The sequence below is a fragment of the Nonomuraea sp. NPDC004186 genome, from assembly GCF_053603495.1.
The window spans coordinates 33,096-50,430 of sequence record NZ_JBSGFQ010000007.1 but is presented as its reverse complement, the minus strand read 5'-3'; the positions used below and the strand labels follow the sequence as shown (position 1 = coordinate 50,430).

At 72.4% G+C, this 17,335-nt stretch carries 14 protein-coding genes; 11 read left to right on the top strand and 3 right to left on the bottom strand.

The window, feature by feature from the left end; all coding sequences use genetic code 11:
• Positions 1-151: 151 nt before the first annotated feature.
• The 4 genes from ACWEPL_RS07685 (at position 152) to ACWEPL_RS07670 (ending at position 4,280) form a co-directional block, all read left to right on the top strand.
• A complete protein-coding gene (locus tag ACWEPL_RS07685) occupies positions 152-988 on the top strand; it encodes a hypothetical protein (protein WP_363962527.1) in 837 nt (278 codons plus the stop codon).
• The gene (locus ACWEPL_RS07680) at positions 985-1,590 is read left to right on the top strand and encodes a hypothetical protein (RefSeq protein WP_363962528.1); all 606 of its coding nucleotides are present in this window, start codon (positions 985-987) and stop codon (positions 1,588-1,590) included. Before ACWEPL_RS07685 ends, ACWEPL_RS07680 begins: the two co-directional genes overlap by 4 nt.
• Positions 1,591-1,740: 150 nt before the next feature.
• Complete coding sequence (locus tag ACWEPL_RS07675; protein WP_363962529.1) at positions 1,741-3,120, top strand: hypothetical protein; 1,380 nt, start codon at positions 1,741-1,743, stop codon at positions 3,118-3,120.
• Complete coding sequence (locus ACWEPL_RS07670; RefSeq protein ID WP_452435519.1) at positions 3,117-4,280, top strand: ARPP-2 domain-containing protein; 1,164 nt, start codon at positions 3,117-3,119, stop codon at positions 4,278-4,280. Before ACWEPL_RS07675 ends, ACWEPL_RS07670 begins: the two co-directional genes overlap by 4 nt.
• Here the strand turns inward: ACWEPL_RS07670 and ACWEPL_RS07665 are convergent.
• Positions 4,225-4,644 (bottom strand): hypothetical protein, encoded by a 420-nt coding sequence (locus tag ACWEPL_RS07665; protein ID WP_452435518.1) that lies wholly within the window; start codon positions 4,642-4,644, stop codon positions 4,225-4,227. The two genes, ACWEPL_RS07670 and ACWEPL_RS07665, sit on opposite strands and share 56 nt — an antisense overlap.
• 99 nt (positions 4,645-4,743) lie before the next feature.
• On the opposite strand from ACWEPL_RS07665, the gene ACWEPL_RS07660 reads away from it, so the two are divergent.
• The 5 genes from ACWEPL_RS07660 (at position 4,744) to ACWEPL_RS07640 (ending at position 11,343) form a co-directional block, all read left to right on the top strand.
• Complete coding sequence (locus tag ACWEPL_RS07660) at positions 4,744-5,706, top strand: GlxA family transcriptional regulator (protein ID WP_363962532.1); 963 nt, start codon at positions 4,744-4,746, stop codon at positions 5,704-5,706.
• Between the two features lie 42 nt (positions 5,707-5,748).
• Positions 5,749-7,353, top strand: a complete 1,605-nt coding sequence (locus ACWEPL_RS07655; RefSeq protein ID WP_452435517.1) for a protein kinase domain-containing protein — start codon at positions 5,749-5,751, stop codon at positions 7,351-7,353.
• A 13-nt stretch (positions 7,354-7,366) separates the two neighbouring features.
• Positions 7,367-10,159, top strand: a complete 2,793-nt coding sequence (locus tag ACWEPL_RS07650) for a BTAD domain-containing putative transcriptional regulator (protein ID WP_452435516.1) — start codon at positions 7,367-7,369, stop codon at positions 10,157-10,159.
• 73 nt (positions 10,160-10,232) lie between these two features.
• Complete coding sequence (locus ACWEPL_RS07645) at positions 10,233-10,817, top strand: hypothetical protein (protein WP_363962535.1); 585 nt, start codon at positions 10,233-10,235, stop codon at positions 10,815-10,817.
• Entirely contained in the window at positions 10,801-11,343 is a 543-nt protein-coding gene (locus tag ACWEPL_RS07640) for an OmpA family protein (protein ID WP_355190888.1), read from the top strand. The genes ACWEPL_RS07645 and ACWEPL_RS07640 overlap by 17 nt, the downstream gene beginning before the upstream one ends.
• Positions 11,344-11,433: 90 nt before the next feature.
• Here the strand turns inward: ACWEPL_RS07640 and ACWEPL_RS07635 are convergent, their stop codons facing one another.
• Positions 11,434-12,504, bottom strand: a complete 1,071-nt coding sequence (locus ACWEPL_RS07635) for a S1C family serine protease (RefSeq protein WP_452435515.1) — start codon at positions 12,502-12,504, stop codon at positions 11,434-11,436.
• 18 nt (positions 12,505-12,522) lie between these two features.
• Entirely contained in the window at positions 12,523-13,953 is a 1,431-nt protein-coding gene (locus tag ACWEPL_RS07630; RefSeq protein WP_452435514.1) for an AMP-binding protein, read from the bottom strand.
• Positions 13,954-14,033: 80 nt separating this feature from the next.
• On the opposite strand from ACWEPL_RS07630, the gene ACWEPL_RS07625 reads away from it, so the two are divergent.
• Together ACWEPL_RS07625 and ACWEPL_RS07620 are read left to right on the top strand one after the other, a co-directional pair.
• Positions 14,034-15,095 (top strand): hypothetical protein, encoded by a 1,062-nt coding sequence (locus tag ACWEPL_RS07625; protein ID WP_452435513.1) that lies wholly within the window; start codon positions 14,034-14,036, stop codon positions 15,093-15,095.
• A gap of 62 nt (positions 15,096-15,157) precedes the next feature.
• Positions 15,158-17,335 carry an acyl-CoA dehydrogenase gene (locus ACWEPL_RS07620; protein WP_350728472.1) on the top strand — a complete coding sequence of 726 codons (2,178 nt, stop codon included), beginning with the start codon at positions 15,158-15,160 and terminating at the stop codon, positions 17,333-17,335.

Below are 17,335 nucleotides of genomic sequence, written 5' to 3'. Positions count from 1 at the left end.
GCGCCGGCGCTCACCGTCGCTGACAACATTTGGTACCGCTGACACCGCAGACCGTAACCAACGCGTGTTTTACATGTGCTTAGGTGGGTCTCTGACATTTTGCGTGCCGGAGTGAGGGTAAAGGGTGTCAAGGTACGGCTGGCGTCACTCGGTGTTCGCGCCTGTGGTGGGTGTGGTGTTCTCCGCGCTGCTGATGGCGGCCGGAATGGTGGAGGCTCTGCTGGTGTCCGTGGGCGCGACCACGGCCCCCGTGGCAGCGGAGCTTGTGGTCACGCTGATCATCGCGGTGTTCCTGACCGCGGTGCTCAGGATCGTCAGGGCCGTTCCGGACATCCGGCGTGAGAACGCCGCGACGGCTCGGGCCGTGTCGAACGTCCAGGCGGTGAAGCCGACCGACGACACGCTGGTGGCGCGGCGGCTCAAGCTGTTCAGGGAGGCGGCCGAGGCAGGGAACGACTGCGAGGCGGTGCTGAGCGCGCGGTCCGCGCTGGACGAGAGCGAGATGGCCAACAAGCACCATCTCGACCACGCGCTCATCTGGGCGCTGCCGGTCTTCGGGTTCATCGGCACCGCGCTGACGATGGGCGCGATGGTCAACTCGTTCTCGAACGCCCTGGACCGCGAGGGCGACCCAGGGGTGCTGATCGCCGCGCTCAAGCAGCACGTGCTGCCCGAGCTGGCCTCCGCGTTCGGCGTCACGCTGATCGCGCTGTTCCTGAGCGTGCTGTCGTTCAGCGCGATGGCCCTGGTCGAGCGGGGCGAGCGGGCCAACGTGGTGGCCGCCGACGAGGTGTTCCTGATCTACATCGCGCGGCTGCCCGCCAAGCAGGCGGCCCCCGCCATGCACGGGCTCACCCAGGAGCTGGCCCAGTCCAGGGGCCGGACCGAGGAGCTCGTCAAGGGCCTGGACGCGCTGCGTACGGCGGTGGAGCGGCTGAGCGCGGCCGAGAGCCGCCCGCAGAAGTACACGCTGGTGAGGGAGCCGTGAGGCGGCGGCCCGCCCGATCGTTCGCCCCGCCGCTCGATCTGCGCTTCATCGACCTGTTCATGGCCATCGTCCTGGCGCTGTCGTTCGTCGCGATCATGCTGACCGTCGTGGCGCGGATGCTCCCGACGGACACCCCCGCGACTCCCCCGCGCCAGGAGAGGAGCGTCGCCCAGCTGAAGAAGCAGCTCGACGCGGCCGTGGAGGCCAAGCGGAAGGCCGAGACGGAGCTGCGTACCACGCAGCGGCAGATCGCCGACCAGACCGCCTTCGCGCTGCCCTGGTGGCTGATCGGGTTCTGCGCCCTGCTCGGCGTGCTCGCCGTCTTCATGGGCTGGCGGATCCGGCTGTGGAACAAGGGGAATCTGCCGCGCCTGCGAAGCTGGCTGCTGGTCACCCTGGTGGTGGCCGTGGTCACGGCGGTGATCAGGTCGCTGAGCGACGGCGACGGCTATCTGCTGCTCGCCGAGATCCCCTGGTGGGCCGCCGACGCGCTCTGTCTCGGGCTGATGCTGGTCTCGTACGTGCTGATCTCCGTCATCCGGGAGAACCACACCACGCTCGGCGAGATCAAGGCCCGCTCGGCGGGCACCGAGGCCCGGTAAATACCGTCGCATCGGTGCGAAAGGCCCGGTAAGGTCCGGACCAGACTGGCCGCGGGACTCAGGTACGACTTCCGGAACCCGCCTGTACAGCGATGCTTCGCAGCTCGTGCCCCCATTCCCCGGCCAGTCCGCCGACCCCCGGGGGAGCCCATGGAGACCTACGCCGACCTGATCGAGTGCGAGGACGTCCTGATCTTCGCGAACGCGGCCATCACCTCCACCGGCCAGCGCGAGTTCCACGGCACGGCCGGCGAGCAGCGGCTCTCCCTCGACTTCCTGCACCGCTACGTCCAGGGCAACTATCCCGACCTGTACGCCGCCGCGCTGGCGCTCGACATCAACGACCACAACGCCGCCCTGATCATCGCCAACCTGCTGAGCGGGCGCGCGGGCGACGGCCGGCTGATCGCCTGGCGGCTGGAACGGATGAGCCCGCCGAGGGTCTACCGGCTCTTCCGGCGCCTGCGCCGCGACGGCGTCAACAACCGGCGCACCAGGGCCGTCGTCCGCGACTGGCTCACCGGCCGCCCCGACCTGGCCTTCGACGCGGTCAAGTACCGCGCGCAGGTGAAGTCGGCGGTGCGCCACGCCCACCTGCGACTGCCGGGCGAGCTGGGCGACTTCCTGTTCGCGCCGTTCAGCCGGGCCCGCTACGAGACGCCCGTCCTGGAGGCGTGGCGCCGCGCGCACTTCGACAAGAGCGCCCTGTACGACCTCCCGTACACGGTCGCCGAGGGTTTCGCCGCCCGCCACGGCATCGGCAGGGAGATCTTCCTGGAGCGCATCGCGCCCCGGCTGACCAGGCTGGAGCGCCTGCGGCTGACGGAGTCCGCGAGCCGGGACAAGGTGGACACCGAGGCGGATCTGGCCGCGATGCCGCTGGTCAGGCTGGCCTCGTACATTCTGTCGCTGCGTGCCGACGTGCGCGCGAGCCGTCGCGCCGAGCTGGTGGGCGCGCTGCGGGCGGCGGCGGCCCGTGTGGCCGGTGCGCGGGCGGGCACGTGGGGGAGCGTCGCGGCGGTGCTGGACGACAGCTTCTCCTCGTTCGGCTCGCCGGTGAAGCGCCGCCGGCCGCTGGCGGTCGCGCTGGCCTGCCACTACCTGCTGGAGGCCCTGGCCGGCGACTACCGCGGCCTGTGGCTGTCGCGCCGGACCGACCCGCTCCAGGTGCGGCCGTACGGGCCGACGCCGCTGGGGCAGCGGATCCTCGACGCGCTCGAACACCGGCCCGGCCTGCTCGTCATCGTCTCCGACGGCTGGGACAACGCGCCGCCGGGGCTGGCGGGCGAGGTGCTGCGCGTGTGGCGGCGCAAGCTCGATCCCGGAGGCGAGGTGGGCATCGTGCACGTCAACCCGGTCTACGACGCCGACCGGTTCGACGTGCGGCGGCTGTCGCCCATGGTGCCGACGGCCGGCATCCGCGACGCCGAGGACCTGCCCGCGCTGGTGGAGCTGGCCCGGTTCGCGGAGGGGCGCACCGGGCTCGGGGAGCTGAGGACGTACCTGGAAGATCGGGCGGCACGGCGATGATGGATCTCACGGGGCTGGACACGCGGCCCGCGCAGACCTGGGGAGGGCTGCGGCTGGTGCCGCTCGTGCGCCGCGAGCCCGTCGAGGACCTGCGGCTGCACGCCAAGGTGTACGGCGACGAGCTGTCCATGGTCCACCTGCCGGACAAGACCCTCTACACGGCGTACATCCCGCACGCCTTCGTCGCGTCGTGGACCGGCGACGGGACCCCGGCGGCGGCCTACGGCACGCAGCTCGGGCAGCCGCTGCGCCACATGTGCATCAGGACCAGGCGCAGGATGGCCCGGCGGGTGGACAAGAACCGGCTCCGGTTCCTGCCGCTGCACCTGGCCGTGGAGGGATACCTCGCGCTGCACTTCGGCGGCCCCGTGGTCGCGTGGGAGGAGTGGTCGCGGCAGGCGCTCGTCCACGGGCTGTCCCCCCGCTCCGAGGAGGCCTACGCCGGGGCGGAGGTGCGCGGGCTGGAGGACGCGCTCAAGATCTTCGAGATCTACCCCGGGCAGTGCGGGCTGCTGCTGTACGCCGGTGACACGCTGGCCAGCGCTTTCGTGGTGCCGCACCCGGAGGACTACCGGGCACTGCACCCGACGCTGGTCCGCGACATGTACGGCGAGCTGATCCACGACTATGCCCTGTTCTACCCCGCCAGGGACTTTCCCGCGATGATCGACGAGAGCGCGGTCGCCTCGCTGGCCGACCTGCGGGCCGAGGCCGTACGCGCCGAGCGGGACTGGGCCGGCTTCCACGACTCGGTGATGGCAGCGGGCCTCCTCCGCGCCCCCGCGCGGGTGGAGGAGGTCTACCGGATGGGCGGGTTCACGCTGAGCCGGTTCCTGCCCGCGTTCGAGCGGAAGAGCGAGAACCACATCGGCGAGATGATCAACGACGCGGACGGGCGGACGGCCTACCTGAAGACGTTCAGGCTGTCGGAGGCGCAGGTCAGGCGTGGCCACCTGCTGAGCACGCTGGCCGAGCACGACTGGAGCCTGCCCGCCGCCGCGGAGAGCCTGCGGGTGAGCGCCGCCGAGCTGGGGCTGCGGCTGGAGCGGGCCGGGTTCGGGCACCTGCTGCGGCAGGACGTCCTGGACGGCTACCGCAAGGCGCTCAGTGAGCGCAGCCGGCGTACTCGTCGAGCCGGCGCAGCATCGCCGCCAGCATGAGCGGGAGCATCGCCACGTGCGCCGCCGTCATCATCGTCCCGGCGTCGATGGCGCCCAGCCAGAGCAAGGGGAACAGCGGCACCACCGGGACGAACATCGCGGCGCACATCTCCAGCGTCGAGGCCCAGCCGTGCCCGCGGATCCGCATCCACGTGGCCATGCCGATCGACATGTCGACCGCCATGACCAGGTACGCGAGCTCGGGCTGCTGCTCGTGGGAGAAGCCGATCCCCACGGCGGACTGCAGCATGCCGAGGGCCAGCATGCCGACGAACATGCCGACGAACATGGCGACGATCATCTCGACGTAGTGAAGGGCGAACCTGCCCCAGCGGCGGCCGGTGCCGGTGTTTGTCGTTGTCATGCCACGACTGTTGCCGGAGGGCCACCGCGTGCCAAGGGAGGTGGGCCGGGGAGGTCCGGAAACTTGGGCTCTCTGTCCTTCGGCCCTACAGTCATGGCCATGGAGGTACGACGGGTCGTCGTCGTGGCGTACGAGGCGGTGGGGTTACTCGACGTCGCCTGCGTCACCTCGACGCTGGAGGAGGCCAACTGGCACGGCGCGGCGCCCTGCTACGAGGTACGCGTGGCCACGCCGGGCGGGCACCCCGTCACCTGCGGCACCGGGCTGACCGTCCAGGCCCAGCTGGCGCTGGAGCGGATCCACGGGCCGCTCGACACGCTGGTGGTGTCCGGCGGGGTCGGCCACGACGACGCCGCCGCCAGCCCGCTGATCGTCGGCCACGTCCGCAGGCTGGCCCGCGAGAGCCGCCGCGTCGCCTCCGTCTGCACGGGCGCGTACGTGCTCGCCGCCGCGGGGCTGCTCGACGGGCGGCGCGCCACCACGCACTGGCAGCTGGCGCACGACCTGGCAGCCCGGCATCCCGCGGTGGCCGTGGACGCCGACCCGATCTTCATCCGCGACGGCAACGTCGCCACGTCCGCCGGCGTCACCGCCGCCCTCGACCTCACGCTCGCCTTCGTGGCGGAGGACAACGGCCCCGAGCTGGCCCGCACGGTGGCCCGCAACCTGGTCACCTACCTGCAGCGGCCCGGCGACCAGGCGCAGATGAGCATGTTCGTCAGCGCGCCCGTCCCCGCGAACAACCTGGTCAGGCGGACCATCGAGTACATCGCCGCGCACCTGCGCGAGGACCTCACCACGGCCGCGCTGGCGAACGAGGCGGGGGTGAGCGAGCGGCACCTCACCCGGCTCTTCCTCCAGCACCTGCAGCTGACGCCCGGGCGATATGTCCGGCAGGCCCGCACCGAGGCCGCCGCGCACCTGCTGGCGTCCACGTCGCTGCCGATGGCGTCCGTGGCCGTGCGGTGCGGCTTCGGGACGGCGGAGACGCTGCGGCAGGCGTTCGTCGACCGGTACGGGATCCCGCCGTCGCGTTACCGGCTGACCCAGGCGGCCGGGTGACCCGATCCAGGGAAATGTCGGGAGCTGGCTAGTCTGTCTGCGATGAACGAGGTCATTGGCGGGTACACGCTGCGGCGCCTGCTCGGGCGCGGCGGCATGGGCGAGGTGCATCTCGCCTCGACACCCACCGGCGGCCTGGCGGCGCTCAAGGTCATCCATCCGGCGCTGGCCCGCGATCCGGCGTTCAGGCGGCGCTTCGAGCGGGAGGTCGCGGCGGCCCGCCGGGTGGCCAGGTTCTGCACCGCGCCCGTGCTGGACGCGGGGATCGACGGCGATATCGCCTACCTCGTCACCGAATACGTCAAGGGGCCCGACCTGGCGCAGGCCGTGAACGAGCAGGGGCCGCTGTCCGGCGGGAACCTGGAGGCGCTCGCGGTGGGCATCGCCACCGCGCTGAGCGCCATCCACGGGGCCGGGGTGATCCACCGCGACCTCAAGCCGTCGAACGTGCTCCTCTCGCCGCTCGGGCCCCGGGTGATCGACTTCGGCATCGCCCAGCTCGTGGAGCACGACAGCCTGGTCAGCCAGGCGATACTCGGGACGCCCGCGTTCATGGCGCCCGAGCAGGTGCGCGGGGAGCCGCTGACGCCCGCGGCCGACGTGTTCGCGTGGGGCGGGGTGATCGCGTTCGCGGGGACGGGGCGGCTGCCGTTCGGGGGCGGGGCGCCCGCGGAGGTGCTGTACCGGATCACGCAGGAGGGGCCCAGGCTGGACGGGCTCGACGAGGGGATCAGGCAGGTCGTGGAGCGGGCGCTGGCCAAGGACCCGCGCCTGCGGCCGACGGCCCAGCGGTTGCTGGCGGACCTGGTCGGCGGCACCCGCCTGGCCACGGCCACCGAAAGGGTCGAGCGCACCTGGACGGGCACCACGACAGCCGACGTGCGGCCCGGACCCGACGTGCGGCCCGGACCCGACCTGCGACCCGCGTCCGGTATGCCGCCCCCGCCCGCGATGCCGCCCGCTCCGCCTGTGTCTGCGCCTGTGTCTGCGTCTGTGTCTGGGACGAAGCGGAGGCGGTGGCCGTGGGTCGCGGGGGCCGCCGGGCTCGTGCTCGCCGTCGTCGCCGCCGCCGTGACCGTCCCAGCGCTGTCGCAGGAGAGCTGGCCGTACGAGGCCGACTTCGGCGACTCCTGGGCGATCGGCGCGTCGGAGGGCGGGAGCGCGCGGCAGGCGGGCTCCGGCTACGAGCTGACCGTCAAGCCGGGCTGGCGGCTGTGGAAGTCGGCCCCCAGGCAGGAGCCGGAGGGCGACGTGGTCGTCAGCGCGAAGGCCACCCTTGAGGAGGGGAGCGGGGAGTACGGTGTGTGGTGCCACGGCTCGGCGCGCTCCGGCGATCGTTACGAGTTCGGGGTGAGCGGCTCGGGCAAGGTCACGATCGTCAAGCGCCGCACGGGCACCCGGGGCACGACCCTGTACGGCCCGGCGGACGCGCAGGGCGCGACCGTCAACCGCGTCGTTGCGGAGTGCGGCGAGAGCGGGGGCAAGGTGACGCTGCGCATGTGGCTGAACGAACGCCTGGTCGCGCAGGCGACCGACTCCGACGCGCCCTACGGCCCCGGCGAGTCCGGCGTCCACGCCGCCTCCGGCGCCACCGGGTCCGCACGCGTCCGCTTCGACTCCTTCGCGCTCAGGCCGGCGGGCACGTGATGCTGAGAGGTGCGTGAGCGTGCGCTTCGGCGTGCTCGGTCCGTTGCGGATCGAGTCCGGTCAGGTGCCGGGACCGGCCAAGCACCGCACGTTGCTGGCCGCGCTGCTGCTGTCGGCCCGTGAGACGGTGCCGGTCGAGCGGCTGATGTCCGTGGTGTGGGACGACCGGCCGCCGGCCTCGGCGGGGTCGGTGCTCCGGGTGTACGTCAGCGCGCTGCGCAAGCTCGTGGACGGCATCCGTACGGTGCCGGGCGGCTACCTGATCGACGTCGAGCGGGACGACGTCGACTGCCACCGGTTCGAGCGGCTGGTCGGCGGGGCGCGGCAGGCCCGGGCGGCGGGCCGGGTGGCGGAGGCGGCCGACGGCTTCAGGGCGGCCTTGGGACTGTGGCGGGGGCAGGCGCTGGCCGACGTCGAGTCGTCCCTGTTGCGCCGGACGCACGCCGTACCGCTGGAGGAGCTGCGCCTGACCGCGCTGGAGGAGCGGGTGGAGCTGGACCTGCGGCTGGGCCGGGGCGCGGAGGTGATCGGGGAGCTGCGGGCGCTGGTCGGGGCGCATCCGCTGCGCGAACGTGCCTGGGTGCGTCTCATCGAAGCCCTCCACCAGGCGGGACGCAGGTCGGAGGCGCTCGGGGCCTACCAGGACGCGCGCCGGACGCTGGTGGACGAGCTGGGCCTGGAGCCGGGCGCCGAGCTGGCCGACGCTCACCGGCGGGTCCTGGCCGGCGAGGACCGCCCCGCGGCGCCGGCCGGTGGCGACCGCGGCCCGGTCGACGAGCTGCCACCCGACATTTCCGATTTTGTCGGCCGATCGCCCGTACTCGATTGGATCGTCCGGACGGCTCGCGAGCACGCGTCGGCCCCCGTGCACCTCGTCCTGCACGGCCCGCCCGGTTGCGGGAAGTCGGCCGTCGCGGTGCACGCCGCCACCGGCCTCGAACGCCCGGACGGCCGGCTCTACGCCTCGCTGGGCGCCCGCCCGCCCGGCGCCGTGCTGGAGGACCTGCTGCGTTCGCTGGGCTGCCCGGACGGCGCGGTCCCGCCGGCGCCGGACGAGCGGGTGCGGCTCTACCGGAGCATGACGGCCCGCAAGCGGCTGCTCGTCGTGCTGGACGACGCCGCCGACGAGGCCCAGGTGCGCCCGTTGCTGCCGACCGGGCCCGGCAGCCTCACCCTGGTGACGAGCCGGTCGCCGCTGGCCGGGCTGGAGGCGGCGCGGGCGTACGAGATGGGGGTGCTCGACGGGGACGAGGCGGTGGCGATGCTCGGCGAGGTGGCCGGGCACGAACGGGTGCGGGCCGAGCCCGAGGCCGCCCTGCGCATCGTACGGCTCTGCGGCCACCTGCCCCTGGCCCTGCGCATCGCCGGCTCCCGGCTGGCCAGGAAGCCGGGTTGGACGCTCGACCACCTGGCGGGCCGCCTGGGGGACGAGCGGCGCAGGCTCGACGAGCTCAGCGCGGGCGACCTCGCCGTGCGGGGCAGCCTCGCGCTCGGCTACCGGGGCCTGGCCGACCCGGAACGGCGGCTGCTGCGCGGGCTCGGCGCGCTGTCGGCGCCCGACTTCGCGTCGTGGGTGTTCGGCACGGACCTGGAGCCGCTGGCGGAGGCCGGGCTGCTGCAGTCGCGCGGCCTGGACGAGGCAGGTCAGGAGCGCTACGGCTGGCACGACCTGACCAGGCTCTACGCCGCCGAACGCCTCGCCGGGGAGGAAGGCGGCCCGGAACGCGTGCTGGCTGTCATCGCCGGCGCGATCCTCGAACGGACCCGGCAGGCCAGAGCCTCCCTCCTGCCCGCCGAGCCCGGCACCGGCCGCACCGAGGTCCACCTGCCCGGCGCAGAGCGGCTGGAGACCGGATGGCTGCGGCACGAGGCGCGCTGGCTGAGCGCCGAGCGCCGCTTCCTGGTGGCGACCGTCGGGGACTTCTCCCGGGTGGGCCTGCACGAGGCCGCCTGGCGGCTGGCCTTCTACCTCACCCCGCTGTTCGAGCTGGGCGCGCACCACGACGACTGGCACGCCACCACGGCGACCGGGCTGGACGCGGCCAGGGCGGCGGGCCACCGGCACGGCGAGGCGCTCCTGCTGCGCGGCCTGGCCGACCTGCACCGGGCCGAAGGGCGCACGGAGTCGGCGGCCGCGGCGCTGCGGGCGGCCCAGCCGCTGGTGGAAGGGCTGGAGCTGGCCAGGGTCACGCTCCGGCTCGGGCTGGTCCAGGCCCGTCCGGCGGAGGCCGAGCAGGCGTTCGTACGGGCCCTGCGGGTCTTCGAGGAGGCGGGCGACCGGCGCGGGCGGGCCGATGCCTTACGGGCGCTGGGCGCGTTGCGCCGGGACGAGGGCCGGCTCAACGACAGCCTGAGCGCGTACCAGGACCTCGGCGACCCGCGTGGCGAGGCGGAGGCGCTGCTGGACCTGGGCAGGCTGCACCTGGGCGGGGGCAGGCTCGCCGAGGCCCGCGGGTGCGTGGAACGGCGGCTGCGGATCAACCGCCGCCTGGGCGACCGGCTGCCCGAGGCGGGGGCGCTGCTCGTACTGGCCGAGATCGCCAGGGCGGAAGGCACGCCAGGGGCCGCGGCCGGCTCCGCGAGGGAAGCGCTGGAGACGTTCGTCGCCTACGGGGACCGGCGGGGCGCCGCGCAGGCCCTGATGGCGCTCGCCCGGGCCGCGCTGGACCTCGACGACATTGACGGAGCGGTTGAGGCGCTTACGCGTGCTATGGGAGAGTTTGACCGCCTCAGTGACGAGCAGGGCAGAGCCGAGGCCGACCGGCTCGCGCAGGAGGCCCGTAGGCGGCGTGGCCCGCGGATATAGCGGACTATGCGGATCCTGAACGCCGCCTCCCTACGGTGAGGGCCACATCCCCGACAACGAAGGTGATCTCAGAATGCGAAAGACGATCGCGCTGGCTGTCGCGGCCGTCGCGCTGGCCGGTTGCGGTGCGCTCCCGGGGCGGCAGGCCGGCGGTGGCGGCGAGGAGAAGCAGCCCCAGACCGTCGCGGAAACCACCACCGAACCCCCGGCCACGGCCGAGGCGACAGAGGCGCCTGCGCAGGAGACCAGGGCGATCGCCAGCCGCGAGGCCGACGTGTCCGCTGGCGGGCAGCACGGCAAGGCCCGCGCCGACATCCTCGGGCTCAAGCGCCAGGGCAGGACGCTCAGCCTCAACTGGTCGATCACCGCGCTCGACGGCAAGGTCAACGTCCACAACGGTCTGGGTACGGCCACGCTCGACTTCACGGTGTCGGCCGTCTCCCTCATCGACCCGGTGAACGCCAAGCGCTACCGCGTGGCCCGCAACGGCACCGGCCAGGACGCGAAGTGCGTCTGCTCCGGCACCCAGGGCCAGTTCCTGGAGAAGGGGCAGACGTCCACGCTGTACGCGGTCTTCGCGGCGCCTCCGGCGGACGTCACGAAGATCAACATTGAGATGCCCATGATCGGCGTGCTCACCGATGTTCCGATCTCTTAGCGTCGCCCTGGCCCTCGTCCTGTCGCCCACCCCGGCGCCCGGCGCGCCGTCCGACGCCGTGGGGGCGGTGGAGGACCTGGTGCTGCCCGTCGAGGACATCATCGGCGAGGTCGAGTCGCTGGACGGCACCGAGACCGAGACCAAGCAGGGGCGCCAGGTGACGGTCTCGCTCACCAGCGACGTGCTGTTCGCGCTGGACAAGTGGCAGCTGACCGCGAAGGCGAGGCAGCGGCTGCGGGAGGTGGCCGCGAAGGTGAACGCCGACGGGGCGGGCGGGGCGGTCAGGATCGAGGGGCACACGGACGATCAGGGGAGCGACTCGTACAACCTCGCGCTGTCGCGGCGGCGGGCGCAGGCCGTGGAGACGGCCATGCGCGGGCTGCTCACGGGGGCGGGGGCGAGTCTGGAGGCGCGGGGGTACGGCGAGAGCCGGCCGCGGCGGCCCAACGTGGTGGGCGGGAAGCCGGTCGAGAAGAACCGGGCGCAGAATCGGCGGGTCGAGATCGTCTTCACCGCCAAGCAGTGACCCTGCGGGCCCCTTTGACGCGCCGTACTTCGGCCGGGGTCCTTCGGGAGGGGTGGCGGCGCTCCCCGCACGCGTGCCGTGGGTGGGGTGTCAGTCGGTTCGGAGTTGGCCCAGGGTGACGGTGACCGTGCTCGTGGTGCCGTCGGAGTGTTGCACCCCGACCTTGGCCTGGTCGCCGGGCCTGAGGGTGGCGAGGGCCTCCGCGAGGGACGCCATCGTCGGCGTGTTCCTGCCGTTGATCGAGACGATCACGTCACCGGCCGCGATCCCCGCCTTGTCCGCCCCGCTGCCCGGCTCGACCCGGATGACGCCCACGCCGATCTCCTGCCCGTCCGTGCTGATCACCGTGCTGCCCTGGATGCCGAGCGCGGCCCGGTGGCTGTTGGTGACCTTGCCGTACCTGACGATCTGGGTGGCGATGTCCCTGGCGGTGTTGCTCGGGATCGCGAACCCGATGCCCGGCGCGGCGCCCCCGCCCAGTTCGGGGTCGGTGGCCGCGAGCGTGGGGATGCCGATCACGTTGCCCGACAGGTCCACAAGTGCTCCGCCGCTGTTGCCCGGGTTGATGGCGGCCGAGGTCTGGATGGCGCCGGCGATCGTGGCCCCGGGGGAGCCCGCCTCCTGAGGCTCGGAGACGGTACGGCCGAGAGCCGAGACGATCCCGTTCGTCACGCTGCCCGACAGGCCCAGCGGGTTGCCCATGGCGAGCACGATCTGCCCGACCCGCAGCTTGGACGAGTCCCCGAACCGCGCGGGCCGCAGCCCGTTCGGGTTGTCCACCTTGATCACCGCCAGGTCCCCCGCATTGAAGGACCTGACCAGTTTGGCCGAGCGCGGCGGGCCGCCGGTGGCGATCGTGACCTCCATCTTGCCGGCCTGGCCGACGACGTGAGCGTTGGTGATGATGTGTCCCGCGGTGTCGAGCACGATGCCGGACCCGAGCCCGACCTTGGTGGTGATCTGGACGATGGACGGCAGGACGTCGGCGATGACGTCCTCGTACGCCGACTCCAGCGAGTGCAGCGACGGTGGTGAGGGAGAGGCCGTCGGCGAGCTGTGCGGGGTCGCGGTCGACGGCGTCGCGCTGGACGTGGGGGGAGGAGCGCAGCCCGCGAGCAGCAGCACGAAAGCGGTGGCCAGTCCCGCGGCGATCCTCCTCATGGGAGGACTGTTCCCAGCTCAGCCCGAAAGATACGCTTCCCGCACGTTGTGCCTGCTCAGCTTGCCGGTCGGCGTGCGCGGCAGCGACTCCCGGTACTCGATCAGCCGGGGATGCTTGAGCCTGGCCAGCCGGGGCGCGCAGTGCCGCAGCAGCTCCGCCGTGAGCTCGTCCCCGGCCACCGCGCCGGCCGCCGGCTGCACGAGCGCGACCACCTGGTATCCCCACTCCGGGTCCGGTACGCCGATCACGGCCACGTCCGCCACGGCGGGGTGTTCGAGCAGCGCCGCCTCGATCTCGGCCGGGTAGATGTTGACCCCGCCGGAGATGATCAGGTCGGTCCGCCGGTCCAGCAGGAACAGATAGCCGTCGTCGTCGAGGTAGCCGATGTCCCCGGGCGTGTACGCCTGGCCGCGCATCGCCGCCGCCGTCTTGTCCGGGTCGCGGTGGTACTCGAACCGGTTGATCCCGCCGATGTAGACCAGCCCCGGCGAGCCCGGCCCCACCTCCTGGCCGTCCTCCCCGACGATCGTGAACGACATCCCGTCCAGCGCCCTGCCGACCGTGCCCGGCCTGGCCAGCCACTCCTGCGAGGACACCATGGTCGCCACGGCCGCCTCGGTGGACCCGTAGTACTCCCACAGCACGGGCCCGAGCCAGTCGATCATCGCCTGCTTGGTGGCCGGCGGGCACGGGGCCGCCCCGTGGTAGAGGTGGGTGAGGGACGACAGGTCGTACGACTCCCGATCCGGCACCCCCAGCAGCCGATGGAACATCGTGGGCACCATGAACGCGTTCGTCACCCGATGCCGCTCGATCAGCCGCAGCGCCTCGACGGCCTCGAACCGCTCCGGCGCCACGATCGCGTGCCCGAACTGCAGCGCCATCATGGCCTGCCCGTACGGCGCCGAGTGGTAGAGCTGCGAGCACACCAGGTGCACCCCGCCGAACGGCAGCCCGAAGTGGCGCCAGCTCTTGCGGACGAGGATCGGGTACAGCTCCTCCGGCGTCAGGTCCAGCAGCCGCCGACGTACCCCTTTGGGTCGTCCCGTCGTCCCGGAAGTGTAGAGCATCATGGACCCGGCCCGCCGGTGCGGTGGCGCGGTGGCGGGCTGCCCGTCGGCGAGCTCGGCGACCGAGCGGGCGTCCGGCGAGACCACCAGCCCGGCCCCGCAGTCGGCCACGATGTAGTCGATCTCCTCGGCGGTGAAATGCCAGTTGACGGGCACGAGGTAGGCGCCGGTCTGGTACGTCGCGAGCATCATGGTGAGGGCGTCGAGCCCGTTCTTCAGCACGGTGACGACGCGGTCGCCGGGGGCGACTCCACGTGCCGTCAGGCCGTTGGAGACCTGGTTCACCCGGGCGAGAAGTTCACCGTAGGTGGCGCCGGTGTCACCGAGGAGCGCGGGACGTTCAGGGTCATGGGCTGCGATCTCGTAAAAACCCCTCATGTTCGCAGACCTTACAGAATTAGATTCTGCAGGGGTATTGGAGGAATTATCCAGCTCTCTTGTGACGTAACCTCATGGCCATGGCGGACGTCGGCGACAAGAGACCTTCATACGATTCACCCACCACTCCGTTCCGCAAGGTCGTCCTGCCTGCCGAGGAGACGGTCCAGATCCCCCGCCCGCCGGCGGCGGGTCCGTCCGTCCCTCTCAGGCCTCCGGCGGGCGGCCCGCCGGTGCAGCAGACCCCTCCCCAGCAGGCGCCTCTCCCGCAGCCTCCTGCCCAGCGAGGCGGCCCCGGCCCGCTCCCCGGCCCGCTGTCGCAGCCCCCGATGCAGCAGCAGCCGCTGTATCCGCCCCCGTCCCCGCCCCTGCCCATCCCCAAGCCGCCGAGGCGCGGCATCGGCGACATTCCGATCAAGGTCGTCTATCTCCTCGGTGCGATCCTTGTCACCGTCCTCGCCGTGTTCCTGATCTTCGTGGTCTTCTCCGGTGACGTGCCCACCAACAAGTCGGCCGAGCAGGTGGCCTCCGTCGCCCCCGTGCCGAGCTCCGGCGCCCCTTCGGCGTCGGCCGCCCCGACCCCCACCGAGAGCCCGATCGTGCTGCCGCCGGTGCCGAAGAGCAAGGCGTACCCGACCCTGGCGGGCACCGCGGCCGTGGTCACCGGCATCATCAGCGACAAGAACGCCGGGATCAGCTACCCCAGGCTGGCCACACCGTGGAAGGCCAAGTCGTTCCCGCCGTTCTCCATCGCGCAGCGCATCGGCAAGGTGGCCGTCCCGCACACGGTGGTCGCCTCGGCCATGTTCCCGGGTGACTCACCCACGACGAAGCCCTCCAAGGACGCCGACTACCGCGAGCTGGCCACCCAGGCCGCCCGCTGGTCGCTCCGCACGCAGTACCCCGCGGGCGCCACGCTCGCCTGGACCGCCTCCCAGAAGGTCCCGGTCGGCAAGGGCTGGACGCTCGGCTACCAGGTCACCTACACCTTCAACGGCAAGCAGCAGGTCGCCCAGGCCATGGTGACGATCGTCGAGGTGGGCAAGACCAAGCCCGCGATGCTCCTGGCCTCCATCCCCGAGCCGAACAAGAAGCGCTGGGCGGACATCAACACCCTCGTCCAACGGGTTCGACCGCTCTAGGCCAGAAGCATCCTCTAGAATATGGTTCTAGGTATGGGTCGGACCTGGCATGGAGGATGAGCATGGCGATCGGGTTGAGCGAGGAGCACGAGGCGCTCCGTGAGTCGGTGAGCGGCTGGGCCGAGCGGAACATCCCGTCCGAGCTGCTGCGCGCCGGGACGGAGGGGCGTCCGCCGTTCTGGGCGGGCCTCGCCGAGCAGGGGCTGCTCGGCCTGCACGTGCCCGAGGAGTACGGCGGCTCCGGCTACGGGCTGCTGGAGACGGCCGTGGCCGTCGAGGCGCTGGCCGAGCGCATGGCCCCGGGTCCCTACCTGCCGACCGTGCTGGCCAGTGCCGTGATCAACGCCTCCAAGCGCCCCGAGCACCTCGAGTCGTTCGCCGACGGCACCCTCACCGGCGCCGTCGCCCTGACCGGCTCGCTGACCGGCACCCGCACCGAGGACGGCTCCCTGGTCGTCTCCGGCACGGCCGACCCCGTGCTCGGCGGCTCGCTGGCCGACGCGCTCGTGCTGCCGGTCGCCACGGACGACGGCGAGGAGTGGATCCTCGTCGACGCCTCCGCCGTCACCGTCACCGAGGTCAAGTCGCTGGACCTGACCAGGCCGGTGGCCAAGGTGGAGCTGTCGGAGCTGGTGGTGCCCGCCGAGGGCATCCTGGGCGGCGTCCAGCGCCCCGACGTGCTGAACCTCGCCGCGATCCTGCTCGGCGCCGAGGCCGCGGGCCTGGCCTCGTGGTGCGTCACCGCCGCCGCCGAATACGCCAAGGTGCGCGTGCAGTTCGGCCGCCCGATCGGCCAGTTCCAGGGCATCAAGCACAAGCTCTCCCGCATGCTGGTAGCGCTGGAGCAGGCCCGCGCGACCGTTTGGGACGCCACCAGGGCTGACGGCAAGGAGCTGGAGTACGCCGCCGCCATCGCGGGCGTGATGGCCCCCGACGCCGCCGTCCAGTGCGCCAAGGACGCCATCCAGACCTTCGGCGGCATCGGCTACACCTTCGAGCACGACGCCCACCTCTACTACCGCCGCGCGCTCACCCTGCGCGCCCTGCTCGGCTCCTCGTCGGAGTGGGCGGCCAAGGTGACCGGGCTGGCCCTGGAGGGCGTCGCCCGCGAGATGCAGATCGACCTGCCCGAGGACGCCGAGGAGCTGCGCGAGTCGATCCGGGCCGAGATCGCGGAGATCGCCCGGTTGGAGGGCAAGGAGCAGAAGCGGGCCCTGGCCGACCGCGGCTTCGTCATGCCGCACCTGGCCCGGCCGTGGGGCCGCGACGCCAAGCCGCTGGAGCAGGTGCTGATCGCCCAGGAGCTCAAGGCCGCCAAGGTCAAGCTGCCCGCGATGATCATCGGCGCGTGGGTGGTGCCGTCCGTCGCCGCGTACGGGACCCGGGAGCAGCAGGAGCGCTTCCTGCCCAGGACGCTCAGCGGCGAGACGATCTGGTGCCAGCTGTTCTCCGAGCCCGGCGCCGGGTCCGACCTGGCCTCGCTGCAGATGAAGGCGGAGCAGGTCGAGGGCGGCTGGAAGCTGACCGGGCAGAAGATCTGGACCTCCGTCGCCCACGTGGCCGAGTGGGGCATCTGCATCGCCCGCAACTCCAGCGAGGGCTCCAAGCACCAGGGCATCACGTACTTCCTGGTGGACATGAAGGCCCCGGGCGTCACGGTCCGGCCGCTGACCGAGATGACCGGCGAGAACCTGTTCAACGAGGTCTTCCTCGACGACGTCTTCGTCCCCGACGACCTGGTCGTGGGCGAGGTCGGCGACGGCTGGAAGGTCGCCCGCAACACGCTCTCGAACGAGCGCGTCTCGCTGTCGTCCGGCTCCGGCGGCACCGGCGCGTCCGTACCCGACCTGCTGGGCCTGATCGGCCGCCTCGGCCGCGAGCTGACGCCGGCCGAGGCGCAGCAGGTGGCCGCGGTGGTCTGCGAGGGCCACTCGATCAACGCGCTGTCGCTGCGGGTCACGCTCAAGCAGCTCGCCGGGGCCGAGCCGGGCGCGGACGCGTCCGTACGCAAGCTGCTGTCCACCTCCCACGCCCAGCACGTCTCCGAGACGGCGGTGGACCTGCTGGGTGCTGCGGCGGTCGTGGGGGCCGACATGAAGCTCGGCGACGCGGGCTACTGGAACCGCGCGGTGCTCGCCACCAGGGCGATGACCATCTACGGCGGCACCACGGAGGTGCAGCTCAACATCATCGGCGAGCGCATGCTGGGCCTGCCCAGGGACCCCGAGCCCGGCAAGTGA

Bases quoted from the DNA above. Each gene is read 5' to 3' on its own strand.
- ACWEPL_RS07660 (WP_363962532.1), top strand. From the start codon at position 4,744: ATGGAGGTACGACGGGTCGTCGTCGTGGCGTACGAGGCGGTGGGGTTA.
- ACWEPL_RS07665 (WP_452435518.1), bottom strand. From the start codon at position 4,644: ATGACAACGACAAACACCGGCACCGGCCGCCGCTGGGGCAGGTTCGCC.
- ACWEPL_RS07670 (WP_452435519.1), top strand. From the start codon at position 3,117: ATGATGGATCTCACGGGGCTGGACACGCGGCCCGCGCAGACCTGGGGA.
- ACWEPL_RS07620 (WP_350728472.1), top strand. From the start codon at position 15,158: ATGGCGATCGGGTTGAGCGAGGAGCACGAGGCGCTCCGTGAGTCGGTG.
- ACWEPL_RS07655 (WP_452435517.1), top strand. From the start codon at position 5,749: ATGAACGAGGTCATTGGCGGGTACACGCTGCGGCGCCTGCTCGGGCGC.
- ACWEPL_RS07635 (WP_452435515.1), bottom strand. From the start codon at position 12,504: ATGAGGAGGATCGCCGCGGGACTGGCCACCGCTTTCGTGCTGCTGCTC.
- ACWEPL_RS07640 (WP_355190888.1), top strand. From the start codon at position 10,801: ATGTTCCGATCTCTTAGCGTCGCCCTGGCCCTCGTCCTGTCGCCCACC.
- ACWEPL_RS07625 (WP_452435513.1), top strand. From the start codon at position 14,034: ATGGCGGACGTCGGCGACAAGAGACCTTCATACGATTCACCCACCACT.
- ACWEPL_RS07630 (WP_452435514.1), bottom strand. From the start codon at position 13,953: ATGAGGGGTTTTTACGAGATCGCAGCCCATGACCCTGAACGTCCCGCG.
- ACWEPL_RS07645 (WP_363962535.1), top strand. From the start codon at position 10,233: ATGCGAAAGACGATCGCGCTGGCTGTCGCGGCCGTCGCGCTGGCCGGT.
- ACWEPL_RS07675 (WP_363962529.1), top strand. From the start codon at position 1,741: ATGGAGACCTACGCCGACCTGATCGAGTGCGAGGACGTCCTGATCTTC.